Source organism: Butyrivibrio sp. X503 (genome assembly GCF_003625475.1).
In the GTDB taxonomy this organism is placed as follows: domain Bacteria; phylum Bacillota; class Clostridia; order Lachnospirales; family Lachnospiraceae; genus Butyrivibrio.
Genome location: NZ_RAIQ01000007.1, coordinates 12,310 through 30,987 on the forward strand (window position 1 = coordinate 12,310; position 18,678 = coordinate 30,987).

18 protein-coding genes are annotated in these 18,678 nt (G+C 43.0%); 5 read left to right on the forward strand and 13 right to left on the reverse strand.

Annotation, left to right across the window (positions count from 1 at the left end):
- From D6853_RS12340 to D6853_RS12375, 9 genes are all read right to left on the reverse strand, one after another.
- Positions 1 to 660, reverse strand: coding sequence for an NUDIX hydrolase (locus D6853_RS12340; RefSeq protein WP_120658315.1), 660 nt, complete (start codon positions 658 to 660; stop codon positions 1 to 3).
- Between the two features lie 14 nt (positions 661 to 674).
- Positions 675 to 1,493 carry a hypothetical protein gene (locus tag D6853_RS12345; protein WP_120658316.1) on the reverse strand — a complete coding sequence of 273 codons (819 nt, stop codon included), beginning with the start codon at positions 1,491 to 1,493 and terminating at the stop codon, positions 675 to 677.
- Between the two features lie 128 nt (positions 1,494 to 1,621).
- A complete protein-coding gene (locus tag D6853_RS12350) occupies positions 1,622 to 3,214 on the reverse strand; it encodes an ABC transporter substrate-binding protein (RefSeq protein WP_120658317.1) in 1,593 nt (530 codons plus the stop codon).
- 17 nt (positions 3,215 to 3,231) lie between these two features.
- Complete coding sequence (locus D6853_RS12355; protein ID WP_120658318.1) at positions 3,232 to 4,104, reverse strand: carbohydrate ABC transporter permease; 873 nt, start codon at positions 4,102 to 4,104, stop codon at positions 3,232 to 3,234.
- An 18-nt stretch (positions 4,105 to 4,122) separates the two neighbouring features.
- Positions 4,123 to 5,013 carry a carbohydrate ABC transporter permease gene (locus D6853_RS12360; protein WP_120658319.1) on the reverse strand — a complete coding sequence of 297 codons (891 nt, stop codon included), beginning with the start codon at positions 5,011 to 5,013 and terminating at the stop codon, positions 4,123 to 4,125.
- A complete protein-coding gene (locus tag D6853_RS12365) occupies positions 5,010 to 6,104 on the reverse strand; it encodes an ABC transporter ATP-binding protein (protein WP_120658320.1) in 1,095 nt (364 codons plus the stop codon). Before D6853_RS12365 ends, D6853_RS12360 begins: the two co-directional genes overlap by 4 nt.
- Positions 6,105 to 6,473: 369 nt before the next feature.
- Positions 6,474 to 6,644 (reverse strand): DUF6472 family protein, encoded by a 171-nt coding sequence (locus D6853_RS15415; RefSeq protein ID WP_199713036.1) that lies wholly within the window; start codon positions 6,642 to 6,644, stop codon positions 6,474 to 6,476.
- Positions 6,641 to 6,973, reverse strand: a complete 333-nt coding sequence (locus D6853_RS12370; protein ID WP_120658321.1) for a cupin domain-containing protein — start codon at positions 6,971 to 6,973, stop codon at positions 6,641 to 6,643. The genes D6853_RS15415 and D6853_RS12370 overlap by 4 nt, the downstream gene beginning before the upstream one ends.
- 16 nt (positions 6,974 to 6,989) lie before the next feature.
- Complete coding sequence (locus D6853_RS12375; RefSeq protein WP_120658322.1) at positions 6,990 to 8,522, reverse strand: ASKHA domain-containing protein; 1,533 nt, start codon at positions 8,520 to 8,522, stop codon at positions 6,990 to 6,992.
- Between the two features lie 163 nt (positions 8,523 to 8,685).
- Here D6853_RS12375 and D6853_RS12380 point away from each other — a divergent pair, with 163 nt between their 5' ends.
- The 5 genes from D6853_RS12380 (at position 8,686) to D6853_RS12400 (ending at position 15,321) form a co-directional block, all read left to right on the forward strand.
- Positions 8,686 to 9,798, forward strand: coding sequence for an SPFH domain-containing protein (locus D6853_RS12380; RefSeq protein ID WP_120658323.1), 1,113 nt, complete (start codon positions 8,686 to 8,688; stop codon positions 9,796 to 9,798).
- A gap of 14 nt (positions 9,799 to 9,812) precedes the next feature.
- A complete protein-coding gene (locus D6853_RS12385; protein WP_120658324.1) occupies positions 9,813 to 10,877 on the forward strand; it encodes a hypothetical protein in 1,065 nt (354 codons plus the stop codon).
- A gap of 21 nt (positions 10,878 to 10,898) precedes the next feature.
- On the forward strand, positions 10,899 to 11,783 hold the full coding sequence (locus D6853_RS12390; RefSeq protein WP_120658325.1) for a TPM domain-containing protein: 885 nt from the start codon (positions 10,899 to 10,901) through the stop codon (positions 11,781 to 11,783).
- A gap of 81 nt (positions 11,784 to 11,864) precedes the next feature.
- Entirely contained in the window at positions 11,865 to 13,625 is a 1,761-nt protein-coding gene (locus D6853_RS12395; RefSeq protein WP_120658326.1) for a GGDEF domain-containing protein, read from the forward strand.
- 1 nt (position 13,626) lies between these two features.
- Positions 13,627 to 15,321 carry a GGDEF domain-containing protein gene (locus D6853_RS12400; protein ID WP_120658327.1) on the forward strand — a complete coding sequence of 565 codons (1,695 nt, stop codon included), beginning with the start codon at positions 13,627 to 13,629 and terminating at the stop codon, positions 15,319 to 15,321.
- Between the two features lie 9 nt (positions 15,322 to 15,330).
- Here D6853_RS12400 and D6853_RS12405 read toward each other — a convergent pair whose 3' ends face one another.
- Genes D6853_RS12405 through D6853_RS12420 form a run of 4 tightly spaced genes read right to left on the reverse strand, consistent with a single transcriptional unit; the run spans position 15,331 to position 18,617 of the window.
- Positions 15,331 to 15,942: a hypothetical protein gene (locus D6853_RS12405; RefSeq protein WP_120658328.1), complete on the reverse strand. Its 612-nt coding sequence runs from the start codon at positions 15,940 to 15,942 to the stop codon at positions 15,331 to 15,333.
- The gene (locus tag D6853_RS12410) at positions 15,942 to 16,781 is read right to left on the reverse strand and encodes a metal ABC transporter permease (protein ID WP_120658329.1); all 840 of its coding nucleotides are present in this window, start codon (positions 16,779 to 16,781) and stop codon (positions 15,942 to 15,944) included. The genes D6853_RS12405 and D6853_RS12410 overlap by 1 nt, the downstream gene beginning before the upstream one ends.
- A complete protein-coding gene (locus D6853_RS12415; RefSeq protein ID WP_120658330.1) occupies positions 16,778 to 17,488 on the reverse strand; it encodes a metal ABC transporter ATP-binding protein in 711 nt (236 codons plus the stop codon). The genes D6853_RS12410 and D6853_RS12415 overlap by 4 nt, the downstream gene beginning before the upstream one ends.
- Before the next feature lie 4 nt (positions 17,489 to 17,492).
- Positions 17,493 to 18,617, reverse strand: a complete 1,125-nt coding sequence (locus tag D6853_RS12420; protein ID WP_120658331.1) for an SLC13 family permease — start codon at positions 18,615 to 18,617, stop codon at positions 17,493 to 17,495.
- Between the last annotated feature and the right edge of the window lie 61 nt (positions 18,618 to 18,678).

Genomic DNA, 18,678 nt, shown 5'->3' on the forward strand with positions numbered 1-18,678 from the left:
TTATTTCCACATATCAAGTGAAAAATACATAAGCGCCGCCCAAGTATATACAGAATAAAAATGCCCTCTGCTGTCAACGCCGTCCTTAAGTATCTTCTTCGCTTCGTCTTTGGTTATAAGAGAGAACCCGTCAAAGCATTCCTGCCCTTCGGCTCCGTCCTGCGTAAGGAGCGACAGATCATGATCGTTAAGCACAACGCTCACAAGAGCATTGCTCTCATCCGTCATTCCCGGAGTACTGAAAAGAAGCGGATTTATAACCTTAAGCTCATCCTTATTCTCATCGACAACAATACCCGTCTCCTCGTGTATCTCCCTTATCGCGGTAGTAAGGATCGGTTCCTTCGCATTCGCGTCTTCAGGATCCAGAAGTCCGGCGGGCACACTCAAAAGAAATCTTCCCGTAGGATATCTGTATTCATATGACAAAAGAAGCTTCGGCTCTTCGCCTGTTTTATTGCAAATAACCACACAGCTGACCGCATCGGGAAGCATCGATTTAAACTCTTCCTCTGACTTGGTCGCAACAAGATTGTCCTGCGATCTTCTGGTAGCATCATAATAATGCTTTCCCTCTGTGTGCTTTAAATCAAATACTCGTAAGAACTTTTTGTCAGTGACTAGTTCTACGCATTCTTTTGTAATCTTGGGCCCCTGCATATTATCTCCGTTTATTACTTTACTGTAACCTTTGTGATATGAGGGTTAACTCCCTGATACCAGTAAAGGAATCCTTCAAGATCTACTGTCTGTCCGATCTCAAGACCTTCTACAGCCTTGTATACGTCTGAATCCTTGTCGCAAAGGTAAGACTCAACTGTGAAATTGTATGTCTTTCCGTCAATTGAAACATTGAAGTAAAGATCATCACCCTGCTCACCTGAGCCATCCCACTTGTAAAGATAAGCAACCTCGTTGCCGTTTGCATCAGTTGAAGCTTCAACCGTCATGCCCTTAAATGCAACGAACTTGTTCTGATTTTCAATAAGCTCATCTGTTCCGAGAAGTGCTGTAACATCCTCTGCAGGAGCAACATAGCTTCCTTCCTCGATCTCGAATGTTGCGTCTGAAATCTCGACTTCGCCTTCCCACTCTGACTTGTAACCTGTAACCTTGATCTTGGTTCCGGGAGTAAGCTTAGCGTAATCCTCCTCGGAGCAAGCCATCTCATAAAGGAAATAAGCGCCATCCTGATCCTGTGTATAAACAGTTGCCTTATCTTCCCACCATGACTGCTTGGCCTGAACATAAGTCTCAACAACAACTTCACTGTCAATTTCGGCTGCAGCATACTCTGCGTATGTCATAACGCCTTCTGACTTAACATCCTCAAAAGTTTCCGTTACTACAGATGCTGCTTCGCTTGCAGCCTCTACTGCCTCAGAAGCGGCTTCACCGGCGGTCTCTGCTGTCTGCTCTGCCTTCTTGGGCGTGCATCCGATCATTGAAACAGCCAGACCCATTGCCAAAACAAGTGCCAACGTTTTTTTCATAATATTCCTCCCTGTTCGTGCATGCGCTCATCTGTGTTGCGTCACGCCGTGTCTTTCAAACAATGAAATTATACTAGATTATATAAAAAATAAAAATACCTATTTATGCAAAACAATTTCCGATTATCTTAATTCTTTTTTCGGGACATTATTCTTTCACGAAGAGCATATCCGCCTATAAGAACCCACGCAAACACTATCGAAGCCAAAAGAACTATCGAAGCCGTCGGAAGCTTGCCAAGCTCCGCCTTGCCTCCTATGCTCTGCGCTCCCGCCCCCTGATCCAAGTGATACAAAGAACGCACATCTTTATAGAGCCCATCTATATAAGCATCATCCACCGTCTTTTTACGCCTTACCGACTTGACCACATTCTCTATAAGCTGCCCCGATGCATCTCTTACAGAAGCCGATCCGTTAAACACAGGAGTAACAAAAGTATTCTTTGTGTTTGCCATCAAAAGCTCCGCAGCTTCTATCTTTACCTTATAATGCTCATTGTTGTCGCTTCCTTTTTTTCCAAGGTACTCTTTGTAGGCTGCATCATTCTGCGCCTTGCTTGTAACCGGAACATAGCCTTCCGTCTTTGAATAAGCTATCTGCACATCATTGGTCAAAAGATATTGCGCAAAGATCCACGAGGCCAGAACAACCTGCGGGTCCTTTTTATTAAACACGCATATCGACGGTCCCTGTGAGATCATGCATGGATTCTCGGGATCATATTGAGGTATCGTCATTACTCTGGTGTCAAAATCAACCATCTTCTCTTTTGCTATATCAACCAAAGGCGCATCCGATCCCATCCAGGAAGCTCCCGCTGTTGAATCTATCGCAAAGATACATTGCCCCGCATTTAAGAAATTGGCAGGATAGCCCGAGATCTTAAAGGTAGAAAAAGAACCTGTTTTAACATGCTCCGCTATTACTTTCAAAATCTCTTTTGTATCATCATTAAAAAGAAGCACGTTTCCGTCAGCATCTGAATAATCCGCGCCCTTCTGCTTAAGACTCTGGATCATCATATTATCCGTTGACTTATAGATAAACGGGATCATGACCTGCTGTCCGTTTACCTTGAATGTTCCGTCGGCGTTCTTTTCCATTGCAGCCTCCGACACTTCCCACACAAAATCCCAGGTGAGCGTATCGGGAAGCTCATATCCAAGCTTCTTCACATAAGTCTCGTTGACGTAACACGCCTCAGTCGATCTCATGTAAGGAATTGCATAATGTCTGTCCCCTATCGCGCACTCCGAAAGGAATTCCGGAACAATATCTTCTTTCGCAGGAGAATCAAACTTAAGCTCAGATCCTCCAAGCCCGTATTTCTCATCATCAAAAAGATTGTCGAGAGACAAAACGGTATTGTTTCCCGTAAGATAAGTTGCAATGTGATCGGGATATGTTATACACACATTCGGCGTAGTTCCCGTAGAGATATTGGTAATAACATCGTTGTATATCTTGCCGTAATCGGTATAAAATCTGACATTTACTTTGATATTGGGATACAGCTTCTCAAAATCAGCTATCGCTTTAGTATAAATCCTGGTCTGAGTGACGTTAGTGTCGTTCTTGGCCCAGAAAGTAAGCTCAATCTTTTGAGATTCATCAAACTCACTCGGAATATCAAATTCTGCAGACTCTCTTGCGCCGTGGCAGCCCGTAAGAAGTGCAGCCATGCACAGCATCAATACAAGTTTTTTCAAATTCCTCATTGCCAATTCTCCATTTGTCAGCCTTTTGTTCCGCCTCTTGCGACACCTGCCATGATCTTATGTCTGAAGATCAAAAACAGCACAACGAGCGGAACCGAGATAACAACTACTGCCGCCATCATCGCAGGAACATTCTCTCTTCCGAAACCGTTCTCTCTGATCTCCTGAATACCGTTGGAAACCAGAAAATAGTTGGAATCATCTGTTATAAGTCTAGGCCACACGTACGAATTCCAACACTCAATAACCTTGAGGATCGTTATCGTAACGATCGTAGGTTTGGATATGGGAAGCATAACCTTCCACAAATATCTGAAATCAGAGGTTCCGTCAACCTTTGCTGCTTTATACAGTTCCTCCGGAATCTGTTCAAAATTTTCCTTCAAAAGATATATGTAAAAGACAGAAGTCACAGAAGGAAGAATAAGTCCCATAAAAGTATTTCTAAGGCCCAAATTTGTGATAGTCACAAAATTCGTGATAATAACAAGCTCATTGGGGATCATCATAAGAGAAAGAAACATCGAAAACACAATATCTTTTCCCTTAAAATCGAGCCTTGCAAACGCAAATGCAGAGAGGATGACCACGATCATCATTACAGCCGTCGTCACCACCGTAAATATAAGCGTGTTAAGAAAGTATCTCGCGAGCGGAACCGCGGTAAACGCCGTTATGTAATTGTCTATCGTAGGCGTCAGGGTAAAAAACTTGGGGACATACTCAGAATTGTATGATCCATAGCTTTTTACAGAGCTTAGTATCATCCAATAAAAAGGGAACAAAACGATTATTCCCCACAGAGAAAGAAACAGATATGTCCCTACTGTTCTTGCTCTGCTACGTATCCCAGCCCTTAATTCAATTTGCCTGTTTTCCTTTTCGTTCATGCGAACCTCTTATAAAAATCAGTTGTAATAAACTGTTTTCTTACTGATCATCAGATTTATGGTAGTGATCGTAAAAACTATAGTAAAAAGAATAAGCGCCGCAGCTGAAGCATATGACGGATAACCTCCGCTGTTTCCGTAGAGCATGTCATACACATAGCCGACTATAGTGTTCATTCCCGCCGCGTTCAGATCCGTTCCGAAAAGCGCAACCTCGTCGCTGTATGCCTTGAACGCTCCGATGAATCCGGTTATCACCAGGTAAAACACCATCGGCGATATCATTGGAAGCGTTATCTTATAAAACACTCTCCACTTAGGTGTGGCGTCAATCTGCGCCGCTTTATAGTACATGGGATTAACGGATGCAAGCGCCGATGTAAGGATCAGTATCTTGAACGGCATTACTATCCAGATAGTATAAAAGCACATAACAAACATCTTTGCCCAATACGGTCCGCCGATAAAGTCAACGGATGGCCCGCCAAAAACTTGTATAAGCAAAGATATAAGCCCATCCGAGTATGCTGTTTTTTTGAAAAGGATCATGAAAACCAGACCAACAGCCAATGTATTGGTGACATACGGAAGAAAATAAACCGTCTGGAAAAAATCTCTAAGAGGCTTGATGGAACTAAGCTCCATTGAGATCAAAAGAGCAATCCCCGTAGATAAGGGAACTGTGATTATTACAATAATAAATGTGTTCTTAAGTGCCTGAATAAAATACGGGTCATGAAGAACATAAGAATAGTTGTATAAGCCCGTACCAAAAAATCTTCCCGATGCAAAGTTAAATCCTTCCTCAAAGGAATAAACAAGTACATCGACAAGCGGATACACCATAAATATCAAAAGAAATAGCAATGCCGGAAGAAGACACAGCCATGCGGTCAGATTCTTTTTCATAGCTTAATCCTCTCCTGCGTATTCTTGTCAAACAAACGCACTTTATGCGGTTTTAAAGAAAACGAAACCGTTCCGTCCTCGTGGTCAACCGCCTCTTCGGATGGAATGATTGCTCTGATGTTTTCTCCCAGGAATTTATCGTGCATAGCAACAACACTGGTATCTCTGCCCATCACTTCTCTGTTTATAAACTTGCAGGTAAGAGCACCGTTTTTGTCCACAATAAAGCCTTCAGGTCTTATCGCAACATAAACCTCCCTATCGCTGACACCCGTAGCATCAAGAACGGCCTTATCATCTATATAGACCTTGCCGCCTTCTATTTTTCCTTCAAATACATTGATCTGCGGAGTTCCAAGGAACTTGGCGACAAACAGATTAACCGGTTCATCGTAAATTTCCTGCGGCTTACCCATCTGCTGAAGCACACCGTCCTTCATAACCACGATAGTATCGGAAATGCTCATGGCTTCCTCCTGATCATGGGTTACAAAGACTGTTGTTATGCCTGTCTCAACCTGAATTCTTTTAAGCTCTTCTCTAGTCTGAAGACGAAGTCTTGCATCCAGATTCGACAACGGTTCATCAAGTAAAAGAACTCTCGGCACCTTAACAAGCACTCTTGCTATAGCAACTCTCTGCTGCTGACCTCCCGACATCTCAGAAGGTCTTCTGTCAAGAAGCTCTGTTATCTGTACAAGAGCCGCCGCCTCCTGCACTCTTTTCTCCATCTCATCTTTGGAGAGCTTGTCTTTTCCTCTTAAATTCTCAAGCGGAAATCTTATATTCTCGCGCACCGTAAGATGCGGATAAAGCGCATAGTTCTGGAATACCAGTCCCACTCCCCTGTTTTCGGGAGGAAGATTTGTAACATCGATATCGTCAAAAAAAATCTGTCCCTCGGTAGGCTTCTCAAGACCGCAGATGAGATTGAGCGCAGTGCTCTTGCCGCAGCCCGAAGGTCCCAAAAGGCCTATAAGCTTGCCGCCCTCTATCTCGAAGTCAAAGTCGTTAACCGCGATAACATCCTCTTTTATCTTCTTATTCCTGTTGGGGAACCTTTTTGTTAAATGCTTTAAAACTATTTTCATGTCTTCTCTCTTTCGCGCATGCGCGGCATTTGTTTTACTTGTCATTTATTTTATTGAGCGATATACGTATTGCTTCGCACTTTGTGCTCTCGCAATACTACGTACATTCGAAATCCGTACTATCGTACTTCTTTCTCATGTACGTTCAGTCCTTTCATAAATCAAATGCCCTGCGCATGCGCGGCATTTGATTTACTTGTCATTTATTTATTGAGCGATATACGTATTGCTCCGCACTTCGTGCTCTCGCAATACTACGTACATTCGAAATCCGTACTATCGTACTTCTTTCTCATGTACGTTCAGTCCTTTCATAAATCAAATGCCCTGCGCATGCGCGGCATTTGATTTACTCAGTCCTTATATCGCTCACATCTGATGTCTTACAACTTTGTATTCGTCGTCGTCCTGGTAGTAGGGGCACTCCTTGGCACCGCCACTCATAAACCTTGCATAGTCGTCCTCATCCATATTGACCATGCAGGTATAGCATTCCCAATCTTCGTCATAAACATAATTGGCACATGAATCACAGATCATACAAAATCCTCTCTCATCGGATTAAAGATGTCCAAAAGCACTCCCTTTTCAAGGCAGACACAGCCATGCACGACATCATTTGTCTTAAGCATCGTATCTCCCGCTCTTACAACCTTTTTGACACCGTCAATCTCAAATTCAAACGCTCCGCTCACTATGTAAGTTATCTGCGTGTGCGGATGATGGTGAAGCGCGCCGATCGCACCCTTTTCAAAAGAGTTCTCGACACACATAAGGTCCTTACTGTAAGCAAGAACACGTCTCGTCACTCCGCCGCCCATGTCCTTGGCTTCAACATCCTTATAAAACACCCATCTGTCATCTATCATAATAAATCCTCCGGGCTCAAAAATTCATCGCCTCAACAAAAGTATCATCAAAATCATCCTTATTTGCAAGGATTAGTTCAGTCGCAGACTCTTTTATCTTGGTCAAAAGAGCTGTCTCCTCCGAAACTCTGTCGTCTCCCGAAAGAGAAGCCGCAAGATATTTAAGTGCTCCCTTTAGTGCCGTGTTGCCTGCACCTACGCAGTTTCCTTCAACCGTATCGGGGAACAGCTTAAGAGGTCTTATAGCATCATAATCTATGTTTGTTCCAAAGCCTCCCGAAATACAAACCCTGTCAGGTGTTTCTCCCGAAAGAAGCTGTCTTATACCTGAATTTACAGCCGCTTTTGCGAGCTGAACATTTCTTATATCTTCCTGCTTTAAGCTGACCTTCTTATCTTCTGTGATAGGAAAGCCCTCATCAAAAAATTCATCTGAAAGAAGCCCGTCCGAAGAGATCACTCCCACTCTTACAAGCTCTGAAACGGCTTCCATCACTCCTGTTCCGCACAGACCTATAGGAGCTTTACCGCCTATCGTCTCATAGCTTACTTTGTGACCTGCTTTATTTATCTTGATATGCGAAATCGCGCCGGGAATCGAGGGAACTCCGCAGGAAATTGTTCCGCCTTCAAATACGGGTCCGGCCGCCGTTGAGCATATCTTAAGCTTACTTCCGTCATAAAAAGCCATCTCGCCGTTGGTACCAAGGTCGAGGAGAAGGCTCTTTTCCCCCTCCTTAATTAAATCCATGAAGTAGACGCCCGATAGAATATCCGCGCCTACAAACGCGGTAAATCCCGGCATGATCACCGTCTTTATTCCATATATATCGCAGTACTCGATGTCGAGATCCGTAGTCTCGTACGGATACCTTCCAAGACTCTCAACACTTATATTTCTAAACAAGTGAAGCATCGTCGTATTTCCCGTTATAACAAGATACGACACCTTATTTTCAGCCTTGTTTCTAAGCTTATCCACCAGCTCTTTTACATCTAAAGTTACTATCTCGTTTAGCCTATTAAGCCCATCATTGTCCGAAGCATAAGCAATCCTCGATATCACATCGTCGCCGTATTGCCTCTGATGATTGACGCAAGACGTACTATCAATAACAGCACTTTCACCGCTGTCATTCACTCCAAGAAGCGCTGCCGCTATCGTGGTTGTTCCGATATCCACGGCAATCCCGTATTTATCAAATACTCTCTCCGAAGCATTATTATCAACGCTTTCCGCCACCATATCATCTTCGAAGGTGTATTCACCAATGCTTACTTCGCAGTCAGATTCAAGAACGCACCTGCACAGAAGCCTATAGCCATCCGAAAGCTCTTTTTCCCGGAGATACGCCAAGTCTGCCGCCGTAGGTCTCGGCGCTCCGCTTTCAAATTTAACCTTGCATTTTCCGCATCTTCCGGTTCCCCCGCATGGAAAAAGAAAAGATATTCCCTCCGCACCAAAAACATCCTTTAAGAGCTTGCCCTTAAAGGTCTGTGCATCATATATCCTGCCTTTACTTTTTATCCTGATCCTTATCTTTTTCACCGCATCTCCGATTAGTTAGAAACTTACTAAACATAATGATATCACAAAGGCTATATTTTTTTGCTCCGTTATGGTTTTTTAAATACAAATGTGCGAAAATAGATAATATCGGTGAAACACCGACCTAAACCTCGAAAAACAATGGTTATGAAAGGAGATAGTTATGGGGCTTATACATGCAGCAATGGCAGCAGGCGGAAGCGTGCTTGCAGATCAATGGAGGGAATATTTTTACTGTCCTGCACTTTCAAATGACGTACTTCTTGTAAAAGGCGAGAAGAAGGCAGGCAGAGGATCAAATAAGAAAGGCAGTGAGAATGTCATTTCAGACGGTTCTATCATCGCAGTGAACGAAGGTCAGTGTATGATACTTGTCGATCAGGGTCAGATCACTGAAATCTGCGCCGAGGCCGGAGAATTCGTATATGACACATCAAGCGAGCCTTCTATCTTCTATGGCGACCTTGGAGAAGCAGTCGTTAACAGCTTCAAGCAGTTCGGCAAAAGACTCGGCTTTGGCGGAGACGCTCCCAAGGACCAGAGAGTATATTTCATCAATACAAAAGAAATTCTAGGAAACAAATACGGTACTGTTAATCCCATACCTTTCCGCGTAGTAGATACAAACATCGGTCTTGATATGGACGTTAGCATCAAGTGCCACGGCGAATACAGCTACCGCGTGGTAGATCCCGTGCTGTTCTACAAGAACATCTGCGGAAATGTATCCGGAGAATTCAGAAAAGACCAGATAGACTCACAGCTGAAGAGCGAGCTGCTTACCGCTCTTCAGCCTGCATTTGCAAAAATCTCAGAGATGGGCATCCGTTACAGCGCTCTTCCCGGACACACAACAGAAATTGCCAATGCTTTAAATGAAGTTCTCTCAGACAAGTGGGACGACTTCTACGGAATCAAGATCTCAAGCTTTGGTGTAAGCTCTGTTGTAGCTGACGAAGAAGATGAAAAGACTATCAAAGAGCTTCAGAAAGCCGGCGCACTTCGCAATCCCAACATGGCAGCGGCAACACTTGCAAGCGCTCAGGCTCAGGCTATGCAGGATGCAGCCAAGAACACATCCGCAGGTCCCATGATGGCCTTTGCCGGAGTGAACATGGCTCAACAGGCCGGTGGAATGAACGCAAATCAGCTCTTTAACATGGGCGCCGCTCAGGCTGCTCCACAGCAGGCAACAGGAACATGGACATGCTCATGCGGTAATGTTAACACAGGTAACTTCTGCCCTAATTGCGGCAGTGCCAGACCTGCAAACTGATCATAGAGGATATTATGGCTTTACAAGAATATGAATGCCCCGCCTGTGGCGGGGCAATGGAATTTAATCCACATACCCAAAAGCTTAAATGCCCATTTTGTGATTCCGAATTTGATGTAAAAGACTATGTTGCTAACCACAACTCCTCTTCACAAGGGGAGGTTGCAGATGAATCCGCTCAAGACGCAGCAAGTAATCCTACTTCCGAAACAATGTATGTTTACTCCTGCGGTTCCTGCGGAGGTGAGATCCTTGCAACGGAATCTCTCGGTTCGACCAAATGTCCTTTCTGTAACAACAACATCGTTGTAAAAGAGAAGTTTACAGGCGAATTTAAACCCGATTACATCATACCGTTTCAAAAGACCAAGGATGACGCCATAGCTACATACACCAACTACGTAAAGACCAAAAAGCTGGTTCCCAAAGTCTTTCTTGAAAAGAATCACATTGATGAGATAAAGGGTGTATACGTACCCTTCTGGTTATTTAATGCTAAGGAAAGTTTTTCCGGAGAATACGAAGCTACCAAAGTAAGAACGTGGAGCGACGCAACCTACAACTATAGAGAGATCAAATACTACAACGTATCACGTGCAGGAACCGAATCTTTCGAAAGGGTTCCCGTAGACGGATCCAAAGAAATGCCCGACGATCTTATGGAATCACTCGAGCCTTTTGATCATTCCAAGATGGTTCCTTTTAACATGGGCTATCTGGCCGGATTTTTTGCCAACAAATACAACGTAGAAGCTAAAGAATGCCAGCCTCATGCACTAAACAGGATGGATGTGACCACAGCTGCCGATTTCAGAGGTACCATCTCAGGCTATTCTTCAATAAGAACAATACACGAGAACTGCGGAACGGTTGATTCTTCCTACAAATATGCACTCTACCCCGTGTACCTGTTAAGTACCACATGGAATAACAAGAGCTTTATCTTTGCCATGAACGGGCAGAACGGCAAATTTATAGGCAATCTGCCTTTCAGCCTCAAACAGGCACTTAAGTATTACATTCCAATCACACTTGGTGTCGCTGTTGCAGCTTTTATTTTTATGTACTTTGCATGCTGAATTTAACGGATAATTACCAATATGAAAAAAAACAGATTACTTAAATATATAACAATCGCATTTTCCGTGGTTTTTTTAAGTCTGATTCTTCAAGTACCTGCACAAGCCACTTCGACCGATCTCTGGGACAGCTATAACATTCCCTCGACAAGGCAGAAGCCCAGGCTGCTGGATAATGCAGATCTTTTATCTCCTTCCGAGGAAAAAGATATTTTGCAAAAGCTTGATTCCTTAAGCGAAACCCGAAAAAGCAACATATGTATTTTGACTACGCCTTCTCACACAGGTCCGATAGAAGCTTTTTCCGATGACTATTTTGATTACAACGGCTTTGGTGCGGACTATAATGACAGCGGCGTTCTTTTCATGCTCAGCATGGAAGACAGGGAGTGGGCGATAAGCACATCGGGTGATGCCATCTATGCCTTTACCGATTATGGGCAGGAAGAGATGATGGAGCAAATATTCCCTTCTCTTAAAAGCGGCTCATACTATGATGCTTTCTGCAAATACATAGAAGTCTCCGATCGTTACCTCGACCTTTATTCTAAAGGTACTCCGTACGATATCGGCTATAAGCCTCCAAAAACAATAGATGACTATATCAGATTTATCATCATCAGCTTGCTCATCGGACTCGGTGTCGCAGTCATCCCCGTGGGATTTATGGCCGCAGAATTAAAAACAGTGATAAGAAAGCCGTCCGCAAACGATTACAGATCGCATGACGGTCTTATTGTCAGCAGGCACAACGATGTATATATGAGAAGTCACGTGACACGTCATATGAGAAATACCGACAGTGGCGGCGGAAGCGGTTACAGGAGCAGTCATCACAGCGGCGGAAGTTCAATCCACCACTCAAGCTCCGGTCACTCGCACGGAGGAAGCCACGGACATTTCTAATTATCATTTCTTTATTATCTAAATACTGTCAAAGCATTCTCTTTTGAGCTATACTATTTATGTAGCATAGGAGGAGCGTCTTTGAAAATAAGAACAAGGATGCAGGCAGCTGTGTTATCGATACTTGCTATCGCTATAACGGCTGCCGCAGTTATCTTCTTAGGCGGAGATAAATACAACACCCCAAACAGACATCCCGTAGTTCAGCTTGAAGAAGGCTGGACTGTTCATCGTGGGGATTCCACCTATTCTGTCGACAAACTCTCAACCACAAGCTTTGACATGATGAACAAGTACGACACCATCACTTTGGAAAACACTCTTCCCCATCTGGATCTTAAGCCGGCGACCATACATTTTCGCTCTTTTCTTTCCACAGTTGATGTCTACGTGGATGGAAAAAAGATCTATTCTTACGGAAAAGACTACGCCGAAAAAGAAAAAATGATCCCCAAAGTTCAAAACTATGTTCCTCTTCCCGATAATTACGCCGGAAAAGAAATCAGAATAGTTTTCAAATCTTATGAGAATAACGCGTTCTCAGGCTTTACCCCCATTACTTTGGGTGACTGCGAAGATATATCGATGTTTCTTTTGCAAAAACACAGACTTCCTCTCGTTGTCGGTGTTTTCATGATCGTATTCGGTATCCTGACGCTGATCTTGGCTCCTTATATTATTTTCTACAGCTTCCATGATTACAGTATTATATTCAGTGCCTTTGTAACTCTTATCCTGGGCATCTACGTTTTGTGCTTTAACGATCTCTTTTCCCAGATCTCAGACAAGCTTGGTATCTTTTCATTTATCGAATATCTCGCCTTGTTTATGATCCCGGGGACAATACTTGCTTTTGTCCTTGCCGCCAATCAGCTTGATCAAAAGTACCTCGGCTATATTATCCTTATATTCAACGCCATGTTCGTTTTCGGCACGGCGCTCATGCACATTTTAAACATCTGTCACATCTGTGCATTCGTATCCTGGCTTCACATCCTCTCTATTATCGAGGGTGTCCTTGTAATATCTATACTCATAGTCAATACAGTCAAAAAATACATCTCAAACAAAGAAGATCTTCGCAAAAGATTTATGTCCACAAATGTTCTCCTGTTCGGACTTATAGTTACTCTTTTGTTCTCCATTATAGACATCGTAAAATACAATGTTTTCAAGTATTTAGGCTTGGAAGATATAAATACGGATATAGATTTTATGACCGTCGGTGCTCTTCTCTTTTCCATCTGCCTTCTTCTTAATTACTTCTATCACTGCATAGAATACATAAGCGAAGAGACGGTGAAAAAGCAGCTCGAGGGTCTTGCGTACACAGATGCTCTTACGGGACTCTTTAACAGGACCAAGTGCGAGCTGACGCTTGCAGGCCTCAAAGGAAAATATACGATAATCAGTTTTGACCTTGATTATCTCAAATACACCAACGACAACTACGGTCATGCTGCGGGAGATGAGCTGCTCAACGGCTTTGCGGATCTACTCAGACAGAGCTTTTTTGACGCCGCTATCATCGGAAGAATGGGCGGAGATGAATTCATCGTAATACTTCCATATGTTGATGACAACAGAACAGAAAACGGACTGGCTCTTCTCACTGACCTTATGATAGATAAAAACGAAAACGAGCCTGTTCTTCGTTATTCAGCATCGTGGGGTTATGCAAGCAGCGAATCTCTCAAACCCAAGCTTACAGGAAACGCGCAATCAGTATATCTTCTTGCCGATAAGCGCATGTATACCATGAAAAAAGTTCATCACAACGAATCTCTGGGTCGCCTGTACGACGATCTTATGAAGAATGCAGCTCTGAAAGGAGGTGTGTGATATGCTGACCAAAAAGCGCGTTATCGCAACACTTCTTTCAATCTTCATAATGATAATTATCTTTTCAATCTGTCACCATGCCTTCGCGATACATCCTGACTATCCGATAGAGCTCATGGATGAAGGCTGGGACGTTACCATTAACACAGAAAATTATAAGAACATAAAAATGTCTGAAGTATTCACCGTCATGGATTCAAAGCTTAAACACGGTGATGTTATCTTCATGTCCAAAACTCTTCCCGATCTTGGTGAAATACCATTTCCCGCCATTTCATTCAGGAGCAGATATACCACGCTCGAATGCTTTATCGACGGCGAACTGATATACAAATACGGTCTTACTATGTACCGCGAAGATAAATTCATCGGTAAGATGATCCACTTTATTACGCTTCCTAACGATTACGCCGGAAAGCGCATAACTCTTAAAATGCTCGCAGAAGAAAACGATGCATTTACCGTTCTGGAAGGTCCCTCACTTGGTTCAACACCGGAACTCAGGATGAACTTTATCAATTCGCATTTGTTTATAATTGCAGCCGGAATGGCGCTCTTTGTCTTTGGTATCGTGTTCCTTATGCTGAGTCTTTTGTTTGTAACGGCTATACACGACATTGCCGTCCAGCTCTACTCATCACTTATGTGTATCAACCTTGGAACATGGCTTCTTAGTTACTACAACGTCCTGTCACTTTTTGTTTATGCTCCGCTCGAAACACAGATCGAATATTTTACTTTGTATCTTATTGTCCCGTTCTGCTACATAATCCTTTACTACATACAAAAACCGGAAAAGAAAAAGCTGTTTTTCGCATTCTTTATAATCAGCAGCCTGATCCCGTTCTTCCAGTTCGTTTTGCACTTTAGTTTCAACATACACCTTAGGACAACTCTCCCCATGTATCATGTAGACTGTGTTGTGGGCTTTATTGTCGTGATCTACTATACGATCATCAGTATACGAAAGAAAAACATCTCCTCCGCGGGTATGATACAGATGGCAGGTCTCTTTATCTTTACGATTGCCGAATTCATACATCTGATCGTATATATCCTGGGTCCGCAAAGAGCTCAGATAACATCACTTTCAGCAAAAGTCACCATTGCCGGCGGTTGCCTTTTCTTCGTAATCTGCCAGATTGCTTATTATCTTTTGTACATTACCAAGACTTTCGCCCAAAGGCAGGAGTACGCTTCGCTGTCACGTCTTGCCTATGCGGACGGACTTACAAATCTATCCAACAGAGCCAAGTCGGATAAAGCTCTTTTGGATCTTAATAAAACAAAAACCGACTATTGTATTATCAGTATCGATCTAAACGGACTTAAGCCCATTAACGACAAATACGGTCACCTCTCGGGTGATAAGTACATAAAAGACTTTGCAAAGGTTCTTACAAATACTTTTGAAGAGCTTGGTCTTTGTGCCAGAATAGGCGGAGATGAATTCCTCGTCATCATTGAGGATGCCTCGGATCTTGATATTGAAGCTCTGATCGGAAGGATGAACAGTGCTCTCAATGTTATGAACGCTCTTTATCCCGAATATCACAGAAGCGTAGCCTCAGGCTACGCTTACAAGCATGAATGTCCGGATAAAGATTCTCACGAAGTATATCTTCTCGCGGATCAACGTATGTATGAAAACAAACGGCGTATGCACGAAGAACTTGGCATCGCCGCAAGGATATAACTATCCAAGTTAATTACTGTTCTTCTTGGTAAATTTAGCATTTCGGAGCGTACAGTACATCTCTCCGTCTTCATCGTATGTATCAAAAACACCCTCTACCGTGATCTCATCACTGTCCTTCGGAAAATCATCGGGATATTTATAATCATCCGTCGGTTCAAATTCTATTCCCTGGGCACAGCACGCAGCAGCATCGGGTACAAAGCAGGCGAAATAACGCTTGTCTTTAGATTCGACATACATTTCTGAAAAAAGGCCTTCCAGCTTAACTTTCTTTCCGACAAAATTCTCAGGATAAAACACCATATTGAAAACCACTGAATAAGTCATGGTTGAAGACTGACCTGTAAGATCTATCGTGTCTCCGAAATCATCCATATATTCTGCGGTATGCATAGAAGTCGCCGCAGAGGAAACGGATGTATCGGGATTATTATTGGGCTCAGAAGCAGAATCGTCTGCATACGGTCCGAATTCTTCCTCTTTTGCCATCTGTTCTTCCAGAACATCATTAACACTCTTACTACCACCAAGATTACGAGAACCGGTTCCGGCAACTTCTCCGCAACCGCTTAAACTCATCACGGCAACAAGTATAATTATCGCAGCTCTTTTTCTCATCATGCACCTCCTTTAATTACACTTATCACATAAATAACAACAAAAGCCAGGACATCTGCGGCAACTATCGTTGACCCTACCGGTGTTCCCGCAAGAACAGAGAAAACCATTCCGGAAAAAGCGCATACGACAGACAATATCACAGAAAAGATCGTAACGCTCATAAAGCTTCTAAACAGTCTCATCGCAGAGATCGCAGGAAAAATGACAAGTGCCGATATAAGGAGTGAACCGACAAGATTCATCGAAACAACGATAATAGCAGCTATCATTATCGCTATCATCAGATTATAACCATCTGCCTTTACTCCCGTAGCTCTTGAAAAATCCTCATCAAAAGTAACCGCAAAGATCTTGTTGTACAGGATAACAAACATAACGACAACAACTGTGGAAAGAATCGCACAGATTATTACTTCACCCTTTGTGAGTGTCAGTATCGACATCGATCCGAACAAAGTACTGCACACGTCACCCGATATGTTGGATGATGTGGAAAATACGTTCATAAGAAGATAACCGAAAGCAAGTGCCCCGACTGACAGCATCGCTATGGCAGCATCTCCTTTTATCATGGCTTTCTGCCCGTTTCTAAGCAGTAATATCGCACATATAACCGTTACCGGAAGAATGAGCAAAGTCTGATTAGTAAGCTTAAGCACGCTCGCAACAGCCATCGCGCCGAACGCAACATGTGACAATCCGTCACCTATATATGAAAAACGCTTAAGCACCAAAGTAACACCCAGGAGTGAGGATGAAAGGGCGATAAGCACACCGACTATAAACGAATATCTTACAAACGAATAGCTGTAATAAAACATCAGCTTATCCATCATGCCAAGTCACCTCCTTCTTTGCTAAGGAAAAATCTTCCCTCATCACTGTTTACGTACTCTTCTTTTGTTCCGAAGAAAATCTCTTTTCCTATATGCAGAACATGGCTTGAATACTTAGCTGCCGCATGAATATCGTGTGAGATCATGATTATTGTGATACCGCTGTCGTTAAGCTCTTTAATAAGCTCATACATCTCTGCGGTAACCTTAGGATCAAGCCCCGAAACAGGTTCATCCAGTAAAAGAACCTTTCTTGTAGCACAAAGAGCTCTCGCCAAAAGAACTCTCTGCTGCTGTCCTCCGGAAAGCTCTCTGTAGCATCTTTTCCTAAACTCCAAGATGCCCATATGTTTCATATTTTCCAACGCGATCTGTTTTTCTTCTTTGGTATAAAAAGGTCTGAGTCCCATGTGTGACTGGCATCCCGAAAGGACAATCTCCCACACCGAAGCGGGAAAATCTCTTTGAACCATTGTCTGCTGCGGAAGATAACCGATCTCATCCGCCTTTAAGCCATCACCTACGGTAATCTTTCCACCCATCGGATCCTGAAGATGCAAAAGAGTCTTCATTAGCGTACTCTTACCGGAGCCGTTTTCACCCACTATGCAGAGGTAATCACCTGCGTTAACTTCAAAATTGATCCCCTCTGCAACGATCATCCTATCATATCCGAGAGTCAGATCTTTTATGGAAATTAGTGCCATTTGGTCATCCTCCTAATATCTGATGAAGCACTACCATGCACAAAAGCATGATTATGTTGATAACAGTAAATTTAAATATATAAGCTCCCTTTTTATCGGGATACTCATTGGCAAAATTCTTATAAGATATAAGACTCGCCATGGACGCTATAAGCGTACCAAGTCCTCCTACGTTCACGCCTACTATGATCTCTTTTACATCGGACGCAAACCCGATAAGAAGGAAAGTCGCGGGAACATTGCTTATAACCTGACTTGCGATTATAGAGACAAAAAATTCCCTGCCCCCGACAACACCTTTAAGTAGCTCGGAAATACGTTGTATTCTTCCAAGATTTCCTGTAAAGATAAAGAATCCTATAAATGTAAGAAGCAAGATATAATCCGCTCTGAACAAGATCTTATAATCCATGCCGAGAACGACAATAAAGATTGCCGAAACGGATATATACCACGGAAGATATCCAAGAACAGTCATAAGTGCCAATACAAAAAGCACGGCGTAAATAACGATCTGTCTCTTTGAACCGAATTTACCGACTGTTCCGACTTCTTCACTGAGCACAATAGGTTCATTTCCTCTTGGCAAAAGAAGAATTCCGATTGCTATAAGTATAAAAGCAAGTATGGTATACGGAAGTGTCACGGATAAAAATCCCGGTAAGCTCAAGCCTGCTACTCCGTACAAATAAAGATTCTGAGGGTTCCCCAGCGGAGTAAGCATACTTCCGAGGTTCGCCGCCACAGTCTGTAAGATAACAACCCATATCGTAAGATCTTCTCTCTTACAGCTACTTAGCATCATAAGTGCAAACGGAACAAAAGTTATCAGCGCCACGTCATTGGTAATAAACATGCTGCTTATAAAACAAAGAAAAACGAGAGTCACCGACAGTTGTCTTCCGTTTTTAACCTTGGAAAGAAGTGCTGTCGCAATCTTCTCAAATACCGTATTTTCCTTAAGTCCCTGAATGACTACCATCAGCCCCCACAATATACCCAGAGACCTAAAATCAATATAACCGATATACTCTTTTCCGGGTTTTATTATGAACGCCGAGATAACGGCAAGAATGAATGCAACGCATAACACCGGATCTATCGTGATCTTACGCTTTTCTTTTCCCATTTTTCCCACAGATTCTTTCTATACTCTTTTTCTACATAAATCATAAATGATTTTCCGTGAC